Annotated in this window: 19 protein-coding genes and 1 pseudogene; 3 read left to right on the top strand and 17 right to left on the bottom strand. The window is 37.4% G+C overall.

Annotated elements, in window-relative coordinates; all coding sequences use genetic code 11:
- The 9 genes from DW721_RS10150 to DW721_RS10115 all read right to left on the bottom strand — a co-directional run bounded on the left by DW721_RS10150 (window position 1) and on the right by DW721_RS10115 (window position 11,686).
- A complete protein-coding gene (locus DW721_RS10150) occupies window positions 1-561 on the bottom strand; it encodes an ANTAR domain-containing protein (RefSeq protein ID WP_118745677.1) in 561 nt (186 codons plus the stop codon).
- Window positions 562-597: 36 nt separating this feature from the next.
- Entirely contained in the window at window positions 598-1,911 is a 1,314-nt protein-coding gene (locus tag DW721_RS10145; protein WP_055942644.1) for a glutamine synthetase family protein, read from the bottom strand.
- 544 nt (window positions 1,912-2,455) lie between these two features.
- The gene (locus tag DW721_RS10140) at window positions 2,456-3,937 is read right to left on the bottom strand and encodes a glutamate synthase subunit beta (protein ID WP_118745676.1); all 1,482 of its coding nucleotides are present in this window, start codon (window positions 3,935-3,937) and stop codon (window positions 2,456-2,458) included.
- Between the two features lie 86 nt (window positions 3,938-4,023).
- Window positions 4,024-8,613 (bottom strand): glutamate synthase large subunit, encoded by a 4,590-nt coding sequence (gene gltB, locus DW721_RS10135; protein ID WP_118745730.1) that lies wholly within the window; start codon window positions 8,611-8,613, stop codon window positions 4,024-4,026.
- A 134-nt stretch (window positions 8,614-8,747) separates the two neighbouring features.
- Entirely contained in the window at window positions 8,748-8,894 is a 147-nt protein-coding gene (locus DW721_RS16105) for a hypothetical protein (protein ID WP_182436290.1), read from the bottom strand.
- Between the two features lie 185 nt (window positions 8,895-9,079).
- Entirely contained in the window at window positions 9,080-9,364 is a 285-nt protein-coding gene (locus DW721_RS10130; protein ID WP_118745675.1) for a hypothetical protein, read from the bottom strand.
- Between the two features lie 25 nt (window positions 9,365-9,389).
- A complete protein-coding gene (locus DW721_RS10125) occupies window positions 9,390-9,959 on the bottom strand; it encodes a retron system putative HNH endonuclease (RefSeq protein ID WP_118745674.1) in 570 nt (189 codons plus the stop codon).
- Window positions 9,956-11,212, bottom strand: a complete 1,257-nt coding sequence (locus tag DW721_RS10120; protein WP_118745673.1) for an AAA family ATPase — start codon at window positions 11,210-11,212, stop codon at window positions 9,956-9,958. Before DW721_RS10120 ends, DW721_RS10125 begins: the two co-directional genes overlap by 4 nt.
- 216 nt (window positions 11,213-11,428) lie before the next feature.
- Window positions 11,429-11,686 (bottom strand): hypothetical protein, encoded by a 258-nt coding sequence (locus DW721_RS10115; protein WP_118745672.1) that lies wholly within the window; start codon window positions 11,684-11,686, stop codon window positions 11,429-11,431.
- A gap of 263 nt (window positions 11,687-11,949) precedes the next feature.
- On the opposite strand from DW721_RS10115, the gene DW721_RS10110 reads away from it, so the two are divergent.
- From DW721_RS10110 to DW721_RS10100, 3 genes and pseudogenes are all read left to right on the top strand, one after another.
- Window positions 11,950-12,630 carry a response regulator transcription factor gene (locus DW721_RS10110; RefSeq protein WP_118498724.1) on the top strand — a complete coding sequence of 227 codons (681 nt, stop codon included), beginning with the start codon at window positions 11,950-11,952 and terminating at the stop codon, window positions 12,628-12,630.
- Between the two features lie 67 nt (window positions 12,631-12,697).
- Window positions 12,698-13,603, top strand: coding sequence for a HAMP domain-containing sensor histidine kinase (locus DW721_RS10105; RefSeq protein ID WP_118745671.1), 906 nt, complete (start codon window positions 12,698-12,700; stop codon window positions 13,601-13,603).
- A 95-nt stretch (window positions 13,604-13,698) separates the two neighbouring features.
- Window positions 13,699-14,115 (top strand): annotated as a pseudogene (locus tag DW721_RS10100) (ABC transporter ATP-binding protein); the annotation flags it as partial.
- Between the two features lie 431 nt (window positions 14,116-14,546).
- On the opposite strand, the gene DW721_RS10095 reads toward DW721_RS10100, so the two are convergent.
- The 8 genes from DW721_RS10095 to DW721_RS10060 form a co-directional block, all read right to left on the bottom strand.
- Window positions 14,547-15,164: a sugar O-acetyltransferase gene (locus DW721_RS10095; protein WP_118745669.1), complete on the bottom strand. Its 618-nt coding sequence runs from the start codon at window positions 15,162-15,164 to the stop codon at window positions 14,547-14,549.
- A 282-nt stretch (window positions 15,165-15,446) separates the two neighbouring features.
- Window positions 15,447-15,620: a 30S ribosomal protein S21 gene (gene rpsU, locus DW721_RS10090; protein ID WP_022013401.1), complete on the bottom strand. Its 174-nt coding sequence runs from the start codon at window positions 15,618-15,620 to the stop codon at window positions 15,447-15,449.
- Between the two features lie 319 nt (window positions 15,621-15,939).
- Entirely contained in the window at window positions 15,940-16,818 is an 879-nt protein-coding gene (locus tag DW721_RS10085) for a DNA alkylation repair protein (protein ID WP_118745668.1), read from the bottom strand.
- A gap of 458 nt (window positions 16,819-17,276) precedes the next feature.
- Window positions 17,277-17,708: a flavodoxin gene (locus DW721_RS10080; protein ID WP_118745667.1), complete on the bottom strand. Its 432-nt coding sequence runs from the start codon at window positions 17,706-17,708 to the stop codon at window positions 17,277-17,279.
- A gap of 251 nt (window positions 17,709-17,959) precedes the next feature.
- Window positions 17,960-20,035, bottom strand: coding sequence for a heavy metal translocating P-type ATPase (locus tag DW721_RS10075; RefSeq protein ID WP_118745666.1), 2,076 nt, complete (start codon window positions 20,033-20,035; stop codon window positions 17,960-17,962).
- Window positions 20,036-20,265: 230 nt separating this feature from the next.
- Window positions 20,266-20,598, bottom strand: a complete 333-nt coding sequence (locus DW721_RS10070; RefSeq protein WP_055942686.1) for a DUF6110 family protein — start codon at window positions 20,596-20,598, stop codon at window positions 20,266-20,268.
- A 250-nt stretch (window positions 20,599-20,848) separates the two neighbouring features.
- A complete protein-coding gene (locus DW721_RS10065; RefSeq protein ID WP_118745665.1) occupies window positions 20,849-21,826 on the bottom strand; it encodes an aldo/keto reductase family protein in 978 nt (325 codons plus the stop codon).
- A 124-nt stretch (window positions 21,827-21,950) separates the two neighbouring features.
- Window positions 21,951-25,049 carry an alpha-L-arabinofuranosidase C-terminal domain-containing protein gene (locus tag DW721_RS10060; RefSeq protein WP_182436289.1) on the bottom strand — a complete coding sequence of 1,033 codons (3,099 nt, stop codon included), beginning with the start codon at window positions 25,047-25,049 and terminating at the stop codon, window positions 21,951-21,953.
- Window positions 25,050-25,360 lie beyond the last annotated feature (311 nt).

The following is a 25,360-nucleotide window of genomic DNA, read 5'->3' as shown; positions in this document are numbered from 1 at the left end:
TTAAAATTCCCATTCCTTTCCATTAAGTTCTAATATCATCTCGGCGGTCTCTACTATATTGGTACCGCTGTCCATACTAAGTTTTTGAATATAATGATGTGCTTCGTCTTCTGTCATCTGATTACGTTCCATCAAAAGCTCTTTAGCCGCCGTAATCACTTTTCGGTCATTTTCAGATCTGACTTTTGGTTTTTTCTTCTGCTTCTTCTTCCATCTGTTGTACTGAACCATCATCATCTCAAGAGTGTTCAACAGATCCTGTACCTTAAACGGCATAGCCAGTGAAACAATTCCATCCAAATCGCAATCTGCCAGTTTCGCCGGAGATGCAAGCAAAAGCATAGCAAAGCCTTTTGGAAGATAATCATTTATCTCTGAATAATGCATATCTGAAAATTTGTATCCGGATATAACTATTCCTCCATCAAGACTGTTTACCGCACTCACTATCTGTGCTCCACTGTCACAAACCATGTTTACATCATAACCGTTACGAACAAGAAGCTTTCTTAAATTCTTCGCATCGTCCAATTTTGGAAAAGCTATGATAATATCTGCCATGCAGAAACCTCCTGTCTTCTGTGCAAACAATCGATCCTATAAACTGGTTAAATATCTTTTTGTCTCCCATTGAGTCACCTGAGTACAATATTCATTCCATTCTTTGTCTTTGCTCTTTATGATATGCTCTGAAATGTGGCTGCCAACAATCTCCTGCAGAAAATCATCTTCCTCAAATAATTTTACAGCCTCATAAAGCGTCCTCGGAAGGACTTCACATTTCTGTGCTTCTTTTTCAGATAAGTCATCCATACATACCGGCGGTTCAAGTTCCTCTTTTATACCACTAAGCCCGGCTGCAAGGCAGGCTGCGATAACAAGATAAGGATTTGCTGCACCATCAGGACTTCTTAAAACTATCCTCGCACCGTCACTTCCTATTGAAGTAAGTCGTATGAGCGGACTGGAATTTGTTGAAGACCATCCGACTGTGACCGGTGCCAGATAACCCGGTATAAGTCTCTTATATGAATTTACGATAGGGTTATTTATAAGTGACATATTCGCAATATGACTTAATATTCCTGCCATAAACTGATAACCCTCTTTGCTAACTCCCAAATCATCATTTTCATCATTAAAAACATTTTTTCCGTCTTTAAATAATGTAAATGTATAATGTGCTCCTGACCCCTTTGTATCTTTTTTAGGTTTTGGCATAAATGTCGCATTAACACCATGTCTCTTTGCCACGGTCCGTATAACAAGTCTCGATGTCATAATGTTATCTGCCATGTCAAGAGCATCCGCATAACTTAAGTCAAGCACATGCTGTGCCGATTCATCAGAATGATATGATGTTTCAACACTTATCCCCATATCTGCAAGATAAAGTACCATATCACGCCTTGCATTTTCGCCACCGTCAGCAGGTCCAACATCAAAATAGCCGCCCTGTTCACTTGAATGATTGGTCGGCTCTCCGTTCTCACCGAGGTCAAAAAGGAAGAACTCATTCTTGATAGCTACCTTAAATTCATATCCAAGTTCCTTTGCCTCTGAAATAACTTTCTTTAAAATATATCTGCTGTCACCATCAAAAGGTGTGCCGTCAGGCTTAACAACATCACATAAAAAACGTGCAACCTTGCCGTGCTGTGGACGCCAAGGAAAAATAACAAATGTATCTAAGTCCGGAACTAAAAACAGTTCTTCATATCCAGTACCACGGAAACCGTCAATAGCCGCACAATCAAACTTATAATGTCCGTCTAAAATCTTATCAAGCTGGTCAATTGTAGTCGCCATGTTCTTTAAATTTCCGGATATATCCGTGAACTGAAGACGGATAAATTCTATATCTTCTTCATCAATCAGTTCCAATATATCCTGTCTGGTATATTTTGCCATCACGCTTCCTCCTTGTATTATTTATACATAACTACACATTGTTCCTATTATACAAAAAAAACACTCATATGTCAAAGACATTTGCAATTATGTTTATACATTAGTAGCAGTTCAGCCATAAAAAGATAATCAGCAATGCATAAGCTCGCTTAATGAATTGCTGATTATCTTTTTATGGTAGAATAGCCTTTCATCTCTGAAATGAAATAAACAATAGCTGCATCGCAGCGACTGACAGCTTGCTGGCAGGTTTATGAATGTTAGAGATGAAAGGCTGAACTGTTACATACATTATTTTTTCAATCAATAACCATGCCTATTCTCAATCTGCTGCTATACCTGTTCATATACAATCTTTCTGTTCTTTTGCACCAAAAACAGAGGATGTAATCACATTATACACCCTCTGTTTTCGATACGGTCACTATTATTCATGTTTATCACAAATAATAACAAACCATCTATTTTATTTTAAGGACTTTACTTTTAATGGCTTTTGTAATTTATTGATATATTTATAGTTATCTTTAACATCTGTAATTTTTTATGGAAGATTTGTGTAACCCATAAGGAACTCATCAACTTCCCTAGCTACATGTCTTCCCTCATTTATTCCCCACACAACGAGCGACTGGCCTCTGTGCATATCACCGGCAGTAAACACCTTATCTACAGATGTTTTATAACTGCCCTCTGCCGTCTCTACATTTGTACGGGCATTTAATTTTACCCCGAACGCTTTTGCAACATAATCCTGAGTACCAAGAAAACCTGCTGCGATAAGTACATAGTCGGCAGGAATCTCAAATTCACTTCCCGGTATCTCGACCATATTTAATCTGCCTGTCTTTGCATCTTTCTTTGGCTCGAGTTTTACAAGTTTTACTTTCTTTAACTTGCCGCTCTTGTCAGCGATAAACTCTTTTACAGTTGCCTGATATATTCTCGGATCTTTGCCAAACACAGCTATCGCTTCTTCCTGACCGTAATCTGTCTTGCATACACGAGGCCATTCCGGCCACGGATTGTTTGCTGCTCTCTCATCAGGAAGTTTTGGCATCATCTCAATCTGTACTACCGACTTTGCACCCTGTCTTACTGCTGTTCCGACACAGTCATTACCTGTATCACCGCCTCCGATAACAACAACATTCTTTCCTTTTGTATCTACCCAGCCGTCTTTTTTGCCCGTAAGCACATGCTTTGTAGAGCGTGTAAGGAAATCTACAGCAAAATAGATTCCATCAGCTTCACGGCCTGTCGCTTTTATATCTCTCGGATTTGATGCTCCGCACGCAAGGATAACACTGTCGTAATCCTTGACAATATCTGCTGCTTTTACTGTTTTTCCTACATCCGCGTTTACGACAAATTTAACACCCTCTTCTTCCATGACTTTCTGTTTTCTGTCGATAACCCATTTCTCAAGTTTCATATTTGGAATACCGTACATAAGAAGTCCGCCGATATGGTCATTTCTCTCAAACACGGTTACATCATGACCTCTCCTGTTAAGCTGGTCTGCTGCCGCAAGTCCCGAAGGGCCGGAACCGATGATTGCAACTTTCTTGCCTGTGCGTACCTTAGGCTTTCTAGCCTCCATAAGTCCGTTTGCATATCCATACTCTACAATAGCATTTTCATTTGCCTTACATGTTACCGGCGAATCGTTAAGTCCGCAAGTGCAGGCTGCTTCACAGAGTGCCGGGCATACTCTCGATGTAAACTCCGGAAAATTGTTAGTCTGGCGGAGCATCTGAAGTGCCTCTTTCATACATCCGTGATAGAGAAGATCGTTCCATTCAGGCACGAGATTGTTTAAAGGACAACCTGATGCCATTCCGTTTATCATCATACCTGACTGGCAGAACGGAACACCACAGTTCATACATCTTGAAGCCTGTTCTTTTCTATCCTTATCACTCATAGGAGTGTGAAATTCATTAAAGTTCTTTATTCTCTCTAAAGGCTCTACTGCCTTATTATTTTTTCTTTCATATTCAAGAAATCCGGTTGGTTTGCCCATAATTATCCTCCTTATCCTGTCGCTCAAACATCACCGCACTGCCCGACTGTATGTCAGGCGTGCGTATAAACAGTATCTCCTATAGCTTATGCCTGATTTTTGTGTGCATAAAATGCTTCTATCTGTGCCTGCTCGTAGCTTAATCCTCTTTCTTCCATCTGAGCGATAAGCTGAAGCATCTTGCTGTAATCATAAGAAATTATCTTTTTAAACTTAGGAAGATAATCACTGAAGTTTTCAAGGATATTCTTTCCTTTTGCTGAATTTGTAGCTTCAACATGCTCCTCTATTATCTTCTTTAACTCAAGTACATCATATTTGTCTGTTACCGGCTGTGATGAGACAAGGTCTTTGTTAAGTTTAAGGTAAAGGTCACTGTTCTCATCAAGTACATATGCGACACCGCCACTCATACCAGCCGCAAAGTTCTTTCCTGTAGGTCCGAGTATAACCACGCGACCGCCTGTCATGTACTCACATCCGTGGTCGCCGACACCCTCAACAACTGCTGTTGCTCCTGAGTTACGGACACAGAAACGCTCACCGGCAATACCGTTTATAAATGCCTTACCGCTTGTAGCACCATACAGTGCAACATTACCAATAATGATATTGTCCTCTGCCTTAAATTTAGAACCTGCCTGTGGATATACAACAATTTTTCCGCCTGAAAGACCTTTTCCGAGGTAATCATTTGAATCACCGACAAGCTCAAGTTTAAGCCCCTTAGGGATAAATGCACCGAAGCTCTGACCGCCGCTTCCGTGACACTCAACAGTAATAGTGTCCTCCTCAAGCGTATCGCTGAATTTCTTTGTAATCTCTGAACCGAGTATCGTACCAAATGTACGGTTGATATTTGTCACATCGACTGTAACTTTTGCCGATTCTCCTGTCTGGAGTGATTTTTTAAGTTTAGGAAGTAAAACTTTTTCATCTATTGTCTTTTCAAGTTCAAAGTTATATACATTCTTTGGATTGAATTTGTTTTCTTTTCTCTCATTTGCAAATGATGAGTCAATTATCTCGTTAAAGTTGATGTGATGTTCCTTAACCTTTGGATCATCCTTAACTTTAAGAAGGTCTGTGCGGCCGATGAGGTCATCGACTTTCTTAATTCCAAGTAAAGCCATGTACTCACGAAGTTCCTGTGCGATAAACTTCATAAAGTTCTCAACATATTCAGGCTTTCCTTTAAATCTCTTTCTGAGTTCAGGATTCTGTGTTGCAACACCTACAGGGCAGGTATCGAGATTACATACACGCATCATTACGCAGCCCATTGTTACAAGCGGTGCTGTTGCAAATCCATACTCTTCTGCTCCAAGAAGTGCTGCCACAAGCACATCACGGCCTGTCATAAGTTTACCGTCTGTCTCAATACGGACACGGGAACGGAGTCCGTTCATTATTAGTGTCTGGTGTGTCTCCGCAAGACCAAGCTCCCACGGAAGACCAGCATTGTAGATTGAACTTCTAGGTGCTGCTCCGGTACCTCCGTCATATCCTGAAATAAGGATAACTGCTGCTCCGGCTTTTGCAACACCGGCTGCTACAGTACCTACTCCGGCTTCTGAAACAAGCTTAACTGATATTCTCGCATCTTTATTACTATTCTTAAGGTCATAGATAAGCTGTGCCAAGTCCTCGATTGAATAGATGTCATGATGTGGCGGAGGTGAGATAAGACTTACACCAGGTGTTGAATGTCTTGTCTTTGCAACCCACGGATAAACCTTTCCTCCCGGAAGATGACCTCCCTCACCAGGCTTAGCTCCCTGTGCCATCTTAATCTGGATTTCCTTTGCACTTACAAGATAACGCGATGTTACACCAAAACGACCTGATGCAACCTGCTTTATTGCTGAACATCTGTCCTCCGGCTGTCCTGCAGTAAGAAGTCTGTCAAGACTCTCACCACCCTCACCACTGTTTGATTTGCCGTGAAGATGATTCATCGCAATGGCAAGTGTTTCATGCGCCTCCTGTGAAATAGAACCGTAAGACATGGCACCTGTCTTAAATCTCTTAACAATCTCTTCAACACTCTCAACCTCATCGATAGAAATGCCTTTCTTAGGATAATTAAAGTCAAGCATACTTCTGAGTGTTACATTGTGCTCTTTTTCATCTATACATTTTGAATACTGTTTAAACAGTTCATAGCTTCCTGTCCATGCAGCCTGCTGTAAAAGATGTATAGTCTCAGGATTATATAAATGTTCCTCCTTGTGACCTCTCTCTTTGTGCTGGCCACGGCTCTCAAGATTCATATCCGTTTCAAGACCGAGCGGATCAAATGCTGCTGAATGAAGTGTATCGACCTGTTTTTCAATATCCTCAAGTGTAATATCTCCTGCACAGCATACAGTGTCAGTAAAGTATTTCTCGATAACATCCTCTGAAATACCAATGGCTTCAAAAATCTTTGAACCCTGGTATGACTGAATTGTAGAAATACCCATTTTTGATGTAATCTTGACAATTCCGTGAAGGACCGCTGCGTCATAATCATCAACCGCTGCATAGTAATCTTTGTCAAGAAGATTCTGCCCGATAAGCTCTTTTATAGTGCTGTGGGCAAGATAAGGATTTATCGCACAGGCACCATATCCCAATATTGTAGCAAAGTGATGTACTTCTCTTGGCTCTGCCGATTCAAGTATCATTGCAACACTTGTTCTCTTCTTTGTAGTTACAAGATGCTGCTGCATTGAAGCTACCGCAAGAAGTGACGGTATAGCCACATGGTTCTCATCAACTCCCCTGTCAGTAAGGATAAGAATGTTTGCACCCTCCTTGTAAGCTCTGTCAGCTTCAAGACACATACGGTCAAGTGCTTTCTTAAGTGATGTATTCTTATAATAAGTAATAGGAATATCAACGCACTTAAATCCCTCTTTATCCATATATTTAATCTTCATAAGGTCAGTGTCAGTAAGGATAGGATTGCGAATTTTAAGCACCTTGCAGTTATCAGCCTTTTCTTCAAGCAGATTTCCGTCCTCACCGATATAAACGCTTGTCGATGTTACGATTTCCTCTCTTATCGCATCAATAGGAGGGTTTGTAACCTGTGCAAAAAGCTGTTTAAAATAGTTGAACAATGGCTGCGGCTTATCTGAAAGCATTGGAAGCGGTGTATCAGTACCCATTGAAGCAATAGGCTCTGCACCTTTCTGTGCCATAGGAAGAATCGACTCCTTGTAATCCTCATAAGTATAACCGAATGCCTTCTGAAGTCTTGCTCTCTCCTCGTCAGTAAACTCCACTACTTTCTTATTAGGAATACGAAGTTCTTTCAATGTAACAAGATTGCTGTTAAGCCACTCACCGTAAGGCTGGCGTGAAGCATATTTTTCTTTAAGCACTTCATCATCGATAAGCTCACCCTTGACTGTATCAACAAGAAGCATACGACCCGGTCTTAATCTATCTTTCTTAACAATCTTTTCAGGCGGAATGTCAAACACGCCTACTTCTGAAGAAAGGATAAGCTGGTCATCTGTTGTAATGTAATAACGCGATGGGCGAAGACCGTTTCTGTCAAGAACCGCTCCCATAATATCACCATCAGAGAAAAGGATTGAAGCCGGTCCATCCCAAGGCTCCATCATCGTCGCATAATACTGATAGAAATCTCTCTTTTTCTGGCTAACGCTCATGTCATGTTCCCACGGTTCAGGAATGGTTATCATAACAGCAAGCGGAAGCTCCATACCGCTCATCACAAGAAACTCAAGTGTATTATCAAGTCTTGCCGAATCAGAACCGTTTGGATTGACAACCGGAAGAACCTTGTGGAAATCATTTGCAAGGAGTGAAGTTTCCATAGTCTCCTCACGGGCGAGCATCTTGTCGGCATTACCTACGATAGTATTTATCTCACCGTTGTGAACGATAAATCTGTTCGGATGTGCTCTCATCCAGCTTGGATTTGTATTCGTACTAAATCTTGAATGTACCGTTGCGATAGCTGATACATAATCAGGATCCTGAAGGTCTTTAAAGAAAAGACGAAGCTGTCCTACAAGAAACATACCTTTATAGACTATCGTACGGCTTGAAAATGAAACAACATATGTGTCATCGTTACTCTGTTCAAACACACGGCGTGCAATATAGAGTTTGCGGTCAAAATCAAGTCCTTTCTCAACCTCCTCAGGTCTTTTAACAAATGCCTGCATGATGTATGGCATACATTCAAGTGCCTTATGTCCTAATATTTCAGGCTCAGTAGGAACTTTTCTCCAGCCGAGAAGTTCAAGCCCCTCCTTTTCAATAATGACTTCAAACATCTTTTTGGCACGGTTTCTTTTAAGTTCATCCTGTGGAAAGAAAAACATTCCGATACCGTAATCTCTCTCATCTCCGAGTTCAAAACCGAGTGGTTTAACTGCCTTTTTAAAGAATTTATGTGAAATCTGTAAGAGAATACCAACACCGTCACCGGTCTTTCCCTCAGCATCCTTACCTGCACGATGCTCCAGCTTCTCGACAATGTCAAGAGCTCCGGAAACAGTATCATGTGTCTTATTTCCCTTGATATTTACAATAGAACCGATACCACAGTTATCATGTTCATAACGGGGATCGTAAAGACCTCTCTTTTCATGATCAATAACCTTTGAGGCTTCATCTAAAACCCTGCTGTTACAAGTTTCAGTATTTGTCATCATCATTACCTCCATATCAATATTTTACAATTTTGTGTTTTGTTTCACTGCTGTCTGCTGCACCTACTATGAAACAGACAACACTCAATACTCTTTGGATACATTTAATTTACATATAGCAAACAAAAAGAGGCTCAGCAAATAACTGAAAACACACATGGAACATTTTTCATGTAAAAAAGTCCTATCATGTAAACAGATACTATATCAAAAGACACTTCCGGCAAAAAGCCATACCAGTCTTTTGACATAAATATCTCTTTACTGATAATTGTTTTCATATCATTTGCTGAACCCCTTTGTTCATCAAACTGGTTTGATTATATATTTTTTGAGCAAAAAAAGCAAGATTATTTAGTAAAATTATGCTTTTTACTAATAAAATTAAGTGAAATCGCTTTTTACTTTATTTTCTTTATTCACTCAAACTTATGTTCTAAATAAATTATTGATAAAATTTATTTTTTTAAGAGGAGTTTTGATGCTTATTTTGTATCAGAGGCGATAAGAACCTTTTATCCACTTGATTATTCTCTTCAATAAGTCTAAACAACATTTCATGAAACGATTCACCTGCTTCCTGCACTAAAGCCGAAAGATCCTGTTTCTGCTGTTCAAACTTTTTTCCACTACTTTTAGTTATTTCTTCTTCATTTATATCAGGACATAAAAAATCTTCTTCTACACTTGCTACATAATTTAGCTTTATGTATATTTCAAGTTTTCTTTTTAAATTATTGTCTAAAACCATCTAATTATCTCCCGCTGTCTGTTCATTACCCATTTACATACCACTTAATCACATTATAATAAGGCTGGTACTCCTCGTCCTGTTCATTCATATACACCAGTTTTATCGTTTCTTTGTCAAGATGCTGCAACTGCTGATATACCGCCCTGCGTGCTTCACGCAATTCATAGTCATTTAAATTTAAAAGGTTTATTGTGTATTCATCCCCTACTATTGTTCCATTTCCATAATATGCAAACTTTTTCTCACACTCCTGTTCTAATGGAGACACAAATTTATCCGAATCATATTTGTTTTCCTTTTTTCTTCCGCAGGTTCTTATTGTATTACAACTTGCCACAAGATTTGAATAATCTAATGAGCGTTTACTCACATATTTCCCCGGATTTCTTGGTTCTATATGCTCATTATGAACATTTTCCTTTTTTATTCTGCCACAACAATATGCACAGATTCCTTTTTGCTCTTTTATAAGTACATCTGTAAGAATTCCTCTGTAATGTGCAAATTCTTCCGAATCATAAGTCTTATCGGGATTTTTTCGTTTAAACTCACTCAAAAACTCTGGTTCTTCAGACTTTTCAATATATATCATATATATCTTCTCCTCTTTAATTCCATCCTTGCCGTAATAACATCCGGATGGTTCTCACTTGTAATTTCAGCAAGTGCATTTATTTTCACTTCTGCCTGCTCAAATAATCTACTGTTTATATCATCATATATCGAGTCTATAAAACTTTTTATTTTTTCATTAATAGAACTTGTATCCATAAACTGTTCTAAAACAGCATTCGCATCATATCCGTTTAACTGTTTATTTTTTTGAATACTAAATTTTCCTTCACTGTTATCTATAAAAAACAGATTATAATTTTCATCAGCTTCACTTAATACAATAGGTGAATGTGTAGTAATAATAAACTGTATATTTGGAAAAGTATCTCTTAATGCAGATAACACTTTTCTCTGCCATGATGGGTGCATATGCAGTTCCACTTCATCAATCAGTACGATTCCCTCTCCAAGCAATGGATTTTCTTTATTTGGATTTGCTAAAGTAAGCCTTCTCGCCAAATCACCAAACAAAGCTAATGTGCATTTTTCCCCATCAGACATTTGAGAAACATTCAAGCTGATATTTGCCTTGTTTATTTTCATTTCCAAACGAGGTTTTCTTACAACACGAAGATTGGAGCAGCCATCTAACATTGACAAAATCGCCTTTCTTACCGCTTGCAGAGAATTATCTTCATATTTTAAATTTCCCGTCTCTATTTTTTGCTCATTTTCATAATCTTCCTGATTTCTATACCACTCAAAAAAAGTCCTAAAGTCTATTTTATTTTCAATCGCCTTTTCAAATGCAGAATATATATCAAAAGTATGGTGTGTTCTGATGCACAAAGGTATATCCAACACAAGACGATTTGTCCCATAATTTGCAAAAATAGGAATATCATTCTGTTCTTCATCACTGATATATTTCTCATGAAATATATCAACAATTTCATTTAAAGCTTTTTTGTTATGTGTTTTCATGCCTGTATTTCGCATCATATTTCTTGAATATTCAAACTCCGTACCTTCAAATTCAATCGTTGCGTGTATGCTTGTTCCACTTTTTCCATACATAATATCTTCTAATTGAATAGCATAGTTTTGTTTTAATTCTTTTCTGTTTACAACCTGATTTATAATATTTGCAAACAATAAATTAACAGAACGAAGAATACTTGATTTCCCTGTTCCGTTAATTCCAAAAATAACCGTACTTTTACCGTCAAATTCAATAATTGCATCATCAATAGCTCTAAAATTTGTTAATTTAATCTGTTTTAGTCGCATCAGCCACTTCTCCTATATTATATTTATTCTCAATTGTTTCATATCAAACCTGCAGTTTCTTCGATATATTTTTATATAATTAATTATACCACATATCAAGCGGATATTCGCAATCCGCTTTGCTGCCTACTCATACATTTAAACACCACTTCCAATAACTTAACAAAATAGTGTCCTTTTCTGTTTATGTTTGTCCGAATAAAATTTTACGCTAACCTAACTCCAATACGGCTTCTGGTCCTTATGCGTAAATCCCTCAAGTTCCCTCTTATACCTCGTAAGCCTTGCTTCATATTCTAACTTTTTCTTTTCGCTAAGCTGCCCTGACTCCCAAAATTCATTTATCCTAGTTTCAAGACAGACAACCGCCTCATGCGCCGCATCTTTATAATTATTTGCAGCATTAGACTCTATCTGTGCTATTATCTCATCAAGTTCTTTATTAACTTTACCATTCTTAAAAAATCCATACATTTTAAACCTATTCCTTCTTATCCTATTTTCTATAGTATAACAGTACATCCCAAAATACACAATGTTACAACAAAAAATAATAATGCTTACCTACAATGTAACTGACAGCGGTTACAGTACACACTTATCAAATCTATAATCGTATTTTCCATTTGCTTTTCTTTACTATCCGTCATACAATCTATATTATATTTGTTTCAAAATGTATTTTGACATATAAATTTTATAAATAATCATAGAAATGGAGATTTTTAATAATGAAAATGCAGCAAATTCTTATTATAGAGGACGATATAAGTCTTAATAAAGGTCTTTGTCAGGCTCTTAGTTCAGAGGACAGACAGATTTTTTCATGCACCAATCTGCAAGCCGCCAGACAACAGCTTGCCTGTTTTAAGGCTTCACTCATACTGCTTGACATTACACTTCCGGATGGCAGCGGACTTGATTTTCTGGTTGAAGTAAAAACCGATTTTCCTGATATTCCTGTTATCCTGCTTACCGCAAATGATACTGATTTTGATATTGTAAGCGGTCTTGAACTCGGTGCTGATGATTATATAACAAAACCTTTTTCTCTCGCCGTTCTTCGTGCCAGAGTTAATACACAGCTTAGAAAACATCCCATTTGCAATTCCCAGACGGCTAATTCCATTATAACAATAGATAATTTTTCATTTGATTTTGTGCACCTAACTTTTCTTGTTTTAGGCAAGCCTGTTGAATTAAGCAAAACCGAGCAAAAACTTCTTTCTCTCCTCGTTGAGAACCGTGGCAATATCATGACCCGCGATGTCCTTACCGACCGCATATGGACAGATGGCTCTGAATATGTGGATAACAATGCACTTTCCGTTGTTGTCAAAAGGCTCCGTGATAAACTTAACGCTTCGGATTATATACATACCGTCTATGGCATCGGTTATAAATGGGACAAAAAATAAAAAGAAAGTCACTATACCCCAAAATACATAAAAAATATCAAAGCATACTCCAAACGAAAGGATTTTTATGACTAAAGATTTCATTATATTTATTCAGTTTATAATTATTATAATATGTATAAGTTCCATACTCCTAAACCGTTATAAAACAGATAAACTTCTCACTTCTCTCGAAAATATGATTGACTCAGCTTTAAAGGGAAGCTTTACTGAAAAGGTTTTTGATGAGAGCCGCCTGTCAGCACTTGAGACAAAATTTGCACAATACCTCTCAGGTCAGACCTGCTCTACCCAAAATATAATGCACGAAAAAGACAGCATTAAAACTCTTATCGCTGATATTTCACATCAGACAAAAACACCTGTCGCAAACATTCTTCTCTACTGTGAATTACTTTTAGAAGATGAACTCTCAGAAAACTCAAAAAATAATCTTATGGCACTTTATTCCCAGACTAAAAAACTCCGTTTTCTGATAGAGTCTCTCATAAAACTTTCACGGCTTGAAACAGGTATCATTTCCCTATCTCCAAAGAAGCAGGAAATCCAGCCGTTACTTGATAAGATATTTATACAATACAACCAGAAAGCCGATTCAAAAGATTTGCATCTTAATACCGTCAAAACTGATGCAACGGCAGTGTTTGATGAAAAATGGACACTTGAGGCTCTTTGCAATATAGTTGACAATGCTATCAAGTACACCGTGACAGGTGGCATTTCCATAAATGTAATAGTCTATGAATTTTTTGTCAGAATTGATATTTCAGACACAGGCATTGGTATATCAGATAATGAGCACGAAAAAGTTTTTTCAAGATTTTACCGCTCCGAAAAAGTAAACACTACAGAAGGTGTCGGAATAGGACTCTATCTTGCAAGAAAGATAATTACAGGCGAAAATGGTTATATCAAAGTTTCTTCTTTACCGGAACACGGCTCAACTTTTTCCGTATTTCTTTCAAAACTGTAAGATTTCATATTGTGTTCTGAAAGATTTTGGAAAGTTTTATATGCCATACTATTATAGTAAAATCTTACAGATATTTTTTCAGAACGGAGGTCATTATGACAATACTAAAAACAGAAAATCTTACAAAAATCTATGGCTCAGGTGACAATGCCGTACACGCATTACAAAATGTAAACCTTGCCATCGAAAACGGTGAATTTGCCGCAGTCGTCGGAACATCAGGCAGCGGTAAATCAACACTTCTCCATATGCTCGGCGGTCTTGACAAGCCCACTTCCGGCAAGGTGTTTGTTGATGGAAAAGATATTTCTTCATTAAAAGACGAACCGCTCACCATATTTCGCAGAAGAAAAATAGGATTTATTTTTCAGGCTTACAACCTTGTACCAGTCTTAAACCTGTATGAAAATATCGTACTGCCGCTCGAACTTGACGGGAGAAAGATAGATAAGGATTTTGTAGCACAGATAACCGATACCTTAGGACTTTCAAAAAGACTTAATGCACTGCCTAAGCTTAACTTTTCCGGCTGCAAATACATTTTCGTTCATTATCCAAGAAAAGATAAATATAAAGCTCAATAAAACTGATATAACTATTTTCTTTCTGTTTTTCATAAGCATAAACTCCTATTCTGATTTGTTTTAGATTTTCCTGCAGTTTTATCCTTGTTATTATGTTAAATCTTCCATAATAAAAAATGTCGCTTAAAAAGCGACATTTTATTTTTATATTTCATTATTATATAATGTTGTATTCAAAAGGTATTCTGAGCCTGACCGATGCCACGCCACGGATTGCATCATTATATTCACTCCTTATTAACCGTACTTTTTCCATCCAATTCAAAGACTGCCCCATCAATCGCCCTAAAATTTGTTAATTCAATCTGCTTTAGTCGCATCAGCCACTTCTCCTATTTTCCTTTTTTAATCCAAACATCTTAAAACAATTCCTTCTTATATTTTATAGAGTCTTTCTTGGTTATTTCTCTTATAACTCTGCATGGATTTCCTGCTGCCAATGAGTTTGCCGGTATATCACGCGTCACTACACTGCCTGCACCTATCACACAGCCCTCTCCGATAGTCACACCGCCTATAACCACAACATTACTTGCAAGCCAGCAGTTTGAACCTATCGTTATCGGCTTTGCATACTCATCATCATAAGCTGTACCATCTTCCTTATATTTGATATTTCTCTCCTGATACCTAAATGGATGTACAGGTGTTGCCAGCATACAGTTTGGTCCAAAAAACACATTATCTCCTATTGTAACAGGGCATATGTCAAGCACTGTGAAATTAAAATTTGCATAACAGTTTTCGCCAAATGTCGTAAATGCACCATAATCAAACTGAATCGGTCCCTGCATATATGTTCCTTTTCCTATATTTGGTATAAGCTCTGACAATATTTTATTTCTTATATCTTCTTCATCCTCAAACACACTGTTATATCTTGCAGAAAGCTTATGTGCCTTTAATCTCATTGCCGCTAATTCTTCATCACTTGTATCATATATTTTTCCTGCAAGCATCTTTTCTTTTTCTGTCATTTTAATACTATCCCTTTTCTATATTATTATTGTTATTATTTACAAAACCAATACATTTGTAGCCCTTTTATATAGCGTACTGTAAGCATTGTCAATCGGATATTAGCAATCCACTTTGCTACTTGTTCATAATACTATTTACTCAATTCTTTTTCAATATTATTTCAAAAATCATCCTTTTGTTTCATAAACCGGATTTCCTATAACATAAAAAAAGAAAGAGATTAACCAAATAACCTCTTTCTGATTTTAGGATCTGACACTCAAATCCCTAACATACGATTAGTATTTGCGCTTACGAGCTGCCTCAGACTTCTTCTTACGACGAACGCTTGGCTTCTCATAATGCTCTCTCTTACGAATTTCCTGCTGGATGCCAGCTTTAGCACAATTTCTTTTGAAACGACGTAAAGCGTTATCCAATGTCTCATTCTCTTTTACGATTACATTTGACATAGTCTCACACCTAACCTCCCTCCAGTTGTAGATTATGCATCAAATACACAAACAACTGTGTAGGGTATTTTTTCACAGAACCACAGTCCTGTACGCACAAATATTATTATATCACAAATCTATCATTAGTCAACAGCTTTTTATATTTTCCCCCAATTTTTTTTTTTAACAGTTTACCATTTCATTTTTCTATTTTTACAAACAACTCATTTCTTTATTATTTTATCAAATCAAACTCCACTATTGTCTGAAATGTAAAATTTAACTTGATGAAATCAAATTTACTTATCAGTACATAACTTTATATCTTATACTATACCTACGATTGAACGGTAACAATATATTTCTTTAATTGCTTAGTCGGTATTTTTGACTCACATATCTTCCTTATTGCTTTTTTATATGACACTTCATCAAGCTTCAAGTTGTTTTTTTCATTTAAAAAATCCCATACTGCTTTTGGATATACCACAAACAACTCTGCTATAAGCCAGCCTGCCGCCATCTGCGTATAGTAGCCGTTTTTTGAAAAATCCCTGTTTACAAGCTCAAGTATTTTGTCTGTATATTTACCTTTATAAACACTATTTGGGGCTTCATTATTATATCTGACTTTACTGGTATCACTATCCGACTGCAAAGCGTTTCTTTCCTCTATTACACCTTCATCTGTCAATATGCTTTCTAAATCTATGTCATATCTGTCAACCGTTTTCTTTCTCGCAATCTTATTCCCTGCCATATCAATCTTTACATAATGCTCAAGCAAAAGTACAAGTCCCGCCCTCGCCACATACTCCTTTTTAGAAGCTGTCATTTTTTCAATATCCTTTATAAACTCGTCATGATGTTTATCAATTATCCTGAACTCTTTACAAAACCCATCATTTATAGACCAGTTATTTATATAAGGAAGAAACTCATTCAATTTCTTTCTTGCAATTTTCACATCATCTTCCTTTGCCGTCGCTATACCTGTAATAAATCCACGAAGCATCGTCTCCTCAAAGTACAAATCATCTTCTTCAAGCAATCCCTGCCAGTCCTCATTTTCTCTTAAAAGTTCTCTCGCATACTTCCTGATAAGGGGCACTCTAACCCCAAGCATATTATCGCAGCCCGGAATAAGAGCCTTAGAAAAATCTCTGTATTTCTCCTCACTCATAGAAAAAAGTCTTTCACGCACTATTTTATCCATATTTTAAAAATCTCCTAAAATTTTATCTTATAAGAGAACAAACTCTCTTGTCTTGCAAATTTATGATAACATTTTATCCTTTATATCCTATTATAAGAAAACAAAAACATTAGTGCAAGCCGACTCATTATCCCGTACCACAAATAAACATCAAAAACATAACTATCCTATATTATATAACTATAAAAACAGCTTAAATTCACAATAATACTTTATAATTCATAATATATTTTTCAACCTATAACACTTTAAACTAATACAACATACTTTCATAAAAACAGCCGTGAAAAAGGATTATTAATCTAACTATATTAAATATTTGCGAAACTATCTGTTGCATGAATAAATTGTGCAAATATAACAAATAGCACAACATATAATTAGTTTCGCAATTACTTAACAGAATAATAATCCTTTTTCACGGCGTCACTTTATCATTATATTGTAAGCCCTCAATCCTACATTCCGGCAAGCTGTTTTCCGAGACTCTCACATTCACTTATCACATCACCATCAGGTGTTTCCTGGCATATAAGACCCTCTCCGTTTACGACTGTCGCTCCGGCACTTGTCATGCGTTCTTCCCAGTCACGCATCCACTGACCATCTCCCCAGCCGTATGAACCAAACAGAGCAATCTTCTTACCTTTTACATTTTCCTCAAGTTCTGCAACAAATGGCTCCATCTCACTTTCCTCAAGAACCTCGGCTCCCATGGCAGGACAACCGAGTGCAAACACTTCCTCTGTATCAAGGTCACTGACCTGGCAACTACTTACATTGACAACTTCTGCCTGTGCTCCGCCATCTGTGATACCTTTACCTATTGCCTCCGCCATAGCGAGTGTATTTCCTGACTGCGACCAATATACAACACTTATCTTACCCATGATTATAATTCTCCTTTCAAAATGAAATACTTTATAGGCGTTTGCGAAACTATCATAAATCTTGATTAAATTATGCAGATATAACATATAGTTAGTTTCGCAATTACCTACGAAATACTTTAGTTAGTTTTCCCTAACTTTGAGATTATGATACATAAATTATATACTAAAGTCAATAAAATAAATGACACCTTTTTATCAATATAAATATTATTGATAAAAAGGTGTCATTTTATTCCTCACTTATCTAATTAGTCAAGAAAACTTTCCATACTCTTAAGACTTATTGCAAGCGTAGATGCATTATGCAAAAGTGCTGATGTTGTAGGTGCAAGTATTCCGGTCACACCACAGAGTATAAGTCCCGAATTAAATCCAACTATTGTTCTGTAGTTTTTCTTTATCCTTTTCATAAGTGCATCGCTTAACATCTTAAGTGTTACTATCTGATAAAGATCGTCCGAACCAACCGTTATGTCGGCAATTTCTCTTGCTATCTCTGCTCCATCACTTATGGCAATTCCGACATTTGCTGCCGAAAGTGCAGGCGAATCATTTATTCCATCACCTATCATGATGACTTTTCTTCCCTCACTTCTCTCTTTCTCTACAAATGCAGCCTTATCTGCCGGAAGTACCTCCGAATAATAAACATCAACTCCGACTTTCTCAGCTATGTTCTTTGCAATCCTGTCACTATCTCCGGTCATCATTACAACCTTACTTATTCCCGATTTTCTCAGAGAATTAACAACTGCTTCTGCTTCATCCCTGAGAGGGTCTTCTATAAGTATAACTGCCGCAAGCTCACCCTGTATCGCAAGATAAAGTCTTGAATATTCATCAGATATATTTTCAAACTGTTCTTTCTTATCTTCAGGTACAATGCATTTCTCATCTTCAAAGACAAAATGATAACTTCCGATAACTGCTTTTCTGTTGTCAATATAGCTAGATATTCCATGAGCGACAACATAATCAACCTTTGAGTGCATCTCCTCATGTTCAAGAGATTTTTGTTTTGCTGCCTCAACGACTGCTTTTGCCATTGAATGAGGGAAATGTTCCTCAAGGCAGGCTGCAATCCTCAAAAGTTCATCCGGTGTCTCATCACAGAACGAAACAACCTCCACTACAGTAGGCTTAGCCTTTGTGAGTGTTCCTGTTTTATCAAACACAATAGTGTCTGCTTCCGAAACTGCTTCAAGGAATTTACCGCCTTTAACAGTTACATTGTGAAGGCTTGCTTCTCTAATTGCCGACAGAACCGTTATCGGCATTGCAAGCTTTAGTGCACAAGAAAAATCTACCATAAGCACTGATAATGCCTTTGTGACATTTCTCGTCAAAAGATATGTTAAAGCTGTTCCTCCAAGTGTATAAGGAACAAGTTTATCCGCAATATGACTTGCCTTACTCTCACTTGCAGATTTGAGTTTTTCTGTCTCTTCTATCATCCCAACTATCTTTTCATACTGGCTCGTTCCACCGACTTTTTTAACTTTGATGGTTATCTCGCCCTCTTCAACTACAGTTCCGGCATAGACATAATTGTCTTTAACTCGTCTTACAGGCATTGACTCACCCGTTATCGAAGCCTGATTTACCATCGCCTCGCCATCATAAACCTCACCGTCAAAAGGAATGATTGTTCCCATATGTACGACTACGCAGTCGCCTTCTTTTATATCATTTGAAGAAACCTGAACCTCTTTTCCGTCATTGAGCATCCAGACACTTCCCGTATTGAGCGACATTGTCCTTGCAAGATCATCAACAGATTTCTTATGTGTCCACTCCTCCAACAGTTCACCTATTCCAAGCAGGAACATAATCGAATCCGCAGTTGCTATATCGTTCCTGATAACTGATACACCTATTGCAGTCGCATCAAGAACCGGAACTTCTATCTTACCTTTAAGTAAAGTCTTTACACCTTTATAAATATATTTCAATGACATTGCCGTTGTATAGACTGCCCTTACCGGATAAGGAAGAAGTATCCTTCTCGCATATCTGTAAACGACTTTTTCAACCATTTTTCTCTGATATGTGTTGTTAAGTCCCCTGCCTGATGTTTCTAATACTGCTGCCGGCACATCAACATTTTCATAAGCAAATTTTCTCAATGCTTCTATTATATTTTCCCTGTCACCGACAAAATAAATAGCAGCATCTGCTGTTCTCTCAAACACTTTTGCATTTGTAACATACTGGTTGTTGGTCAGATAATATAATAATGTATCTGCCTGTTCAAAGGACATTCTGTTTTGATGTAAATGAACTCTTATTCTGCCTTTTATTTCATGCTTAATAGAAAATTTCATTTTTTGCCCCCATTTCCGTATTATTCCTTTAACTTCGATATTGTTCTTTTAACTTCAATTAGTATCATCTTACTGCCATATACCTAAAACAAGACACCTGAAAAATCAGATGTCTTGTATAAATATATGTCAGATTATTATCTAATGATAAATTTTGTGCAAAAAGATAAAACTTTAAGATAACAGTTCTGCCTTACACTTTAAAGCTCATCTTTTCACATTTATGTTAATTACTCAGCATCTGCTGCTGCCTCTGCGTCTGCTTCGTTTTCAACTTCCTCAAAATCATCATCGTCTGCTTCATCTTCAAAGCACTCTTTCTTTGCCGCTCTCTCTTCATTAATCTCTACAGCTTCTGCATAAATATCTTCTGCATTTTCCTGTACTGTTGATACAACATTCATAACACAGTCTTTTGCACGAAGAACTGCTGCTGTGCAATTTGAATATACATTCTTTGCATCATCACTTGAAAGAATTTTGATTCCTGCTGTACCAAATGCAACACCTGCTGCAAATAAACCTGTCTTTTTCCAATTAATAGCCTTTAAACAATCTAACATAATAAGTTCCTCCTATGGATAAAAAATTTTATTTGTATTTTTTTCACAAAAACAGATATATCTGTCTGCTTTTGTGACATTATACAACAAAAAATCCAGTACGACACGGCTAATTTTACTTATTGAGAAATTTTAATCAAAAAGAGCCCGGAGAGGCTCTTTTTGATATTGTTTCTCAATATTTTTTTAATATTAAATGAGTTTTTATTTTATTTCTGCATTAAATAATTTATCCTGATGTCTGCAATTATTAACCAATATGTCTTTCAAATCTCTTAAAATCAAGTATTTTTTCAATCTCCTCAAGTGCGTCAGCAGGAATTTTAAAATCTGCCGCCGCAAGATTATTCTCAAGCTGTGACGGTTTGCTTGCACCTGTTATAACACTTGAAATGATGGATTTTCTAAGTATCCAGCTAAGTGCGAGCACCGACATATTAGTACCAAGCTCCTCGGCTATCTTTGAAAGTTTATCCACCCTGTCGAGATTTTCATCCGTAAGAAGATTATTTATCTGTTTATCTGCCTGGTGGGTTGCCCTTGAACCCTCAGGATATGGCTCACCTTTTTTATACTTTCCGGTGAGAAGCCCCTGTGCCAGCGGCGAGAACGGTGTAATTCCGATACCGTACTTTTCGCAAACGGACATTATCTCATGCTCTATGTATCTGTCAATCATATTGTACTGCGGCTGAACAACCGTCATAGGATAAAGTCCGTATCTTTCGATTATCCTCTGTGCTTCCTCAAGCCTTGCAGCACCCCACTCCTCGCTGACACCATAATAGAGAATCTTTCCCTGTGAAACAAGGTCATTTAATGCTCTCAAAGTTTCTTCCATCGGAGTTGTGTTATCAAATCTGTGGCAATAATAGAGGTCAATGTAATCCATGTTCAGATTTGAAAGGGAACGGTCAACATTCTCAAAAATATGTTTTCTCGACAATCCCCAGTCATTTGCACCGCCGCCTGTCGGGAAAAAAACCTTACTTGAAACTACATAACTATGTCGTTGATATTCATTCAGGATTTTTCCTAAAAATTTTTCAGCCTCGCCACCACTGTATGCATCTGCACAGTCAAAGAAATTAACGCCCTTATCATAAGCAAGTCTTATCGTATCTCTTGCAATATCAACTTTCTCAGTTCCCGCAAGATCCGTCATCCAGCTTCCTACTGCAATCTCACTAACCTTTAATCCTGACTTTCCTACATTTCTATAATTCACAAAAACCTCCTAGTCTCATTTATATACTTGCAAAAAATGTCATATTCTTACATTTAACAAAACCTACAATAAAATTCACAGCCACCTGTTTTTTGCTATATATTTTATCTTTTTATCATTTTAATTATTTGTGCTTTATGCGTAAAACCGTAACAGAATACTTCGGAACAGTATAGTTAAACTTATCTTTAATACCTGTCACCTTATCACTCTTTAAAGTCACAGCCTCCTCTTTTCCGAGAATATTATCATCTGTCTCGCTCTGTCCTGCAACAACATCTACATCTGCTTCATCTGAAATTTCGCCCAGTCCCGTCACATCTATTGCAAATGTTTTATCTGCTCCTGTTACATTGACAAGTTTTATGATAACATCACCCGTCTTGTCCGTACTTACAACCTGGTAGCTCTCGCTTCCCTCTGTCTCAGGTATAGTATAGTCCACATAGAGCATATCATCAAGATAGCATTTAACATTTCTGTCTTTTACTACTATCTTTATCTTGTACTTTTCGCCCTCGCTTATCTGACAGCTCATAATAGTTCCTGCTATCTGACCTGATTTTGAACCGCCTGATACTTTCTGTAAGCATGATACCGTATTGTTCCAGCCGCCAATGTTCCAGAAATAATTTTCGTTCTTATCTCCTACGGCAAACGGTATCATAAATCCTTCCTGTCCTGAAGTCTTTGTCGCTTCAACAGTATATGTATAATTTTTCCATGTATTGTTTCCAAAGTAAGCAACACTTCCCTGATTTCCATATGCCACAGTGTTTGTCACATCTGATGACTGGACAAGTTTGCCATTCTTGACCGACCAGTTTCCGTCTGTTGCTTTCTCCCAGTATTTCGAGAAGTTTTCTGCTTTTGTAAATGTATCCTTTCCTAAAATCTTTCCGGTGTCGTTTGACACAACCTTTGCATTGTCAAATTTTGCAGCCGTATTCCATGTACCTACACCGACTTTTCCTGCAAACGGCTTTGATGCCACCGTTGCCCCTGACATATCCGATTTAAGAAGTGTAGTTCCTGCATTCTTGGCAAATATTTTCTGAACATAATAATTTACCGAGCTTGTGACTGTGTTATTGTTAAACCAAATAAGGTCAGGTGACCAGTGAAGTGCCGTCAAGTTTCCAAATAATGGTGCATATGCAGCCATCTTAACTATGTCTCCGTTTCTTTCTAGTCCCGTCATATATGCGGCTTCGGAAAGTGCCGCTTTCCAGGTATTTGACTGTGCCGCATATTCTCCAAGGAACACATTCATTCCGCCGCCGTAAGTTGAAGTTGTCATGTTGTCAGTAGTTCTGCTGTAATTCTTTTCATCATAATAATCCGTGTGTGTTAAGAACCAGCTTGGCTCATTATAATAATGATGGTCGATAGCCCCCGCAAAGTCATTTATTGTCTTGTCAGGATGTGCCTTAAGCCATTTTGCAGCTTCATTATATGCTTCCATATAAACATCTTTTCCACTGTCTCCGTCATCGACACCTGCTGTAAACATAAGCTCTATATCACCATAAAGTGCAGGATTTGTTTTCTTTGCATCGTTAAACGCATCTACAAACGCTTCATAATGCTTAAAGAAATCATCACCCCACTGCTCGTTGCCAATACCTACATATTTAAGTTTAAATGGTTTTTCATGTCCCATCGCAATTCTTATTTTACCCCACTTTGTAGTCTTATCACCACGACAGAACTCAACAAGATCAAGGGCATCCTGGATATACTGCTTAAACTCAGCAGAGTCTAATGACGGACCGCTTCCATCCGACTGTCCCATACAACATTTACCACAGTTAATAACCGGAACTCCGACTGCATCTATATCCTCAGCAAGCTGGAAATACTCATAAAATCCAAGACCGTATGTCATAAATGAAGGATATTTATCATTTGCTGCCCTCTCATCCGTCCATATATTTTGTCCCTGTTTTCTTGCTGCAACATCGCCATATTTTCCGTTAAATTCAAACGGCTGCCCGCTTGAGTCTGCACCTATTGAATCTTTCCAGTTATATCTTGTCTCGATGGTCGCACCCTCAACAACACATCCTCCCGGAAATCTCAAAAATCCCGGATGAAGTTCCTCTAATTTTTCTGCAAGGTCTTTTCTAAGACCGTTCTTTCTGCCCTTATATGTATCCTGTGGAAAAAGTGAAACCATGTCTATTGCAATTTTCCCCTTAGGAATCGTAACCTGTAATTTTACATTTTTATTTGAAGTAACTGACGATGTAAGCTTAAGCTCATACTTTTTCCATTCTGCCGTGACATTTTCGATAGTTCCACTTCCTACAACATCACTTCCATTCATAAGTTTGACATTTAATGGACCGGTATAGCTGTCCATTCCTTTTGCATATACGGAAAAATCATATCCGGTATTCTCTTTTATCGACATTCCATCAAGGAAGCCCTCATTCGCAATACCCGCATCACTGTCTGATTTGTTCTCAATAACCATATAATTGGGGTTATTTGCATTAAGACAGCCTGTCTTGTCATCCTTTACAACCTTTGCCGTAACTGTTCCGACATCGCTCCATGCGTGCTTTTCATTATCCGATGCAAGATTTGTAAATTCAAATGAACGGTTCTGCACCATCTCGGCATAAAGTCCGCCGTCTGCTGCAAAATTTATGTCCTCGATAAATATTCCATATAAAATATCACTAATATCATGTACTTTATCAGACGCATTGATATTTAATAAATAATTGCTCTGTTCACTGTTGTACCCGCTGACTTTTCCAGCATCTCCGTAAACGGTCGGAGCCGGTGCAGCGGTAGCCTGTACTGTCAGGTCAGGTGCCACATCCGTCGTATCTTCTGGATTTGTGACTTTAACCGTACATCTTACAGTCTTTTTTGTCACTTTATTTGAACTTTTCGGAATATAACTTACCTTAACCTCTATCTTTGTACTGCCTGCCTTTACAGCCTTGATAACACCCTTTGCCGTAACAGAAACCACCTTTTTATTTTTGCTTGTAAAAGTCACTTTTTTTAATTTTTTTACATTTTTTACCGTGACTTTTAATGTTTTCTTTTTTCCTTTTACAAGTTTGATACTTGTCGTGTTCAACCTGATAACAGGTGAATTATTTTTCTTTGCGGCAACACTCTTTACATACATTCCCGGAATTGATGATAAAACAAGTGCACCACTCATACACAATGCTAAAATCTTTTTTCTGCTAAGTCTCATACTCATCCTCTTTTCTAAATTTGAACTTTTCAGTTAAAAATTAAATTATAGTTTTATTAAATGCAATGCATAGATATTGCTTTTTTCAAAAACTTTATTAGCTTACGAGAGGAAGTTTTCTGCGGAAATCCCTACAATATCATGCATTGCTATTTAATCTTACATTTATGATTATATAAATCTTTTGACTTTTAGTCCATGATATTAGCTGTCAAGTATTTGATTTTTTTAGCTTTTTATATTATACTATTATTGTAATTAACCAAACTAAACAACAAATGCCACTTGATTTAAAATCCAAAAGATATAAA

The sequence above is a fragment of the Clostridium sp. AM27-31LB genome (assembly GCF_003480745.1).
Taxonomy (GTDB): domain Bacteria; phylum Bacillota; class Clostridia; order Lachnospirales; family Lachnospiraceae; genus Butyribacter; species Butyribacter intestini.
Note: the sequence above shows the minus strand (reverse complement) of the source record. Positions and strands in the feature narration are given on the sequence as shown.

What these genes read in the sequence shown, in the direction of transcription:
- DW721_RS10150 (WP_118745677.1), bottom strand. Translation starts at nt 561, where the DNA reads ATGGCAGATATTATCATAGCTTTTCCAAAATTGGACGATGCGAAGAAT.
- DW721_RS10145 (WP_055942644.1), bottom strand. Translation starts at nt 1,911, where the DNA reads ATGGCAAAATATACCAGACAGGATATATTGGAACTGATTGATGAAGAA.
- DW721_RS10140 (WP_118745676.1), bottom strand. Translation starts at nt 3,937, where the DNA reads ATGGGCAAACCAACCGGATTTCTTGAATATGAAAGAAAAAATAATAAG.
- gltB (WP_118745730.1), bottom strand. Translation starts at nt 8,613, where the DNA reads ATGACAAATACTGAAACTTGTAACAGCAGGGTTTTAGATGAAGCCTCA.
- DW721_RS16105 (WP_182436290.1), bottom strand. Translation starts at nt 8,894, where the DNA reads ATGAAAACAATTATCAGTAAAGAGATATTTATGTCAAAAGACTGGTAT.
- DW721_RS10130 (WP_118745675.1), bottom strand. Translation starts at nt 9,364, where the DNA reads ATGGTTTTAGACAATAATTTAAAAAGAAAACTTGAAATATACATAAAG.
- DW721_RS10125 (WP_118745674.1), bottom strand. Translation starts at nt 9,959, where the DNA reads ATGATATATATTGAAAAGTCTGAAGAACCAGAGTTTTTGAGTGAGTTT.
- DW721_RS10120 (WP_118745673.1), bottom strand. Translation starts at nt 11,212, where the DNA reads ATGCGACTAAAACAGATTAAATTAACAAATTTTAGAGCTATTGATGAT.
- DW721_RS10115 (WP_118745672.1), bottom strand. Translation starts at nt 11,686, where the DNA reads ATGTATGGATTTTTTAAGAATGGTAAAGTTAATAAAGAACTTGATGAG.
- DW721_RS10110 (WP_118498724.1), top strand. Translation starts at nt 11,950, where the DNA reads ATGCAGCAAATTCTTATTATAGAGGACGATATAAGTCTTAATAAAGGT.
- DW721_RS10105 (WP_118745671.1), top strand. Translation starts at nt 12,698, where the DNA reads ATGACTAAAGATTTCATTATATTTATTCAGTTTATAATTATTATAATA.
- DW721_RS10095 (WP_118745669.1), bottom strand. Translation starts at nt 15,164, where the DNA reads ATGACAGAAAAAGAAAAGATGCTTGCAGGAAAAATATATGATACAAGT.
- rpsU (WP_022013401.1), bottom strand. Translation starts at nt 15,620, where the DNA reads ATGTCAAATGTAATCGTAAAAGAGAATGAGACATTGGATAACGCTTTA.
- DW721_RS10085 (WP_118745668.1), bottom strand. Translation starts at nt 16,818, where the DNA reads ATGGATAAAATAGTGCGTGAAAGACTTTTTTCTATGAGTGAGGAGAAA.
- DW721_RS10080 (WP_118745667.1), bottom strand. Translation starts at nt 17,708, where the DNA reads ATGGGTAAGATAAGTGTTGTATATTGGTCGCAGTCAGGAAATACACTC.
- DW721_RS10075 (WP_118745666.1), bottom strand. Translation starts at nt 20,035, where the DNA reads ATGAAATTTTCTATTAAGCATGAAATAAAAGGCAGAATAAGAGTTCAT.
- DW721_RS10070 (WP_055942686.1), bottom strand. Translation starts at nt 20,598, where the DNA reads ATGTTAGATTGTTTAAAGGCTATTAATTGGAAAAAGACAGGTTTATTT.
- DW721_RS10060 (WP_182436289.1), bottom strand. Translation starts at nt 25,049, where the DNA reads ATGAGACTTAGCAGAAAAAAGATTTTAGCATTGTGTATGAGTGGTGCA.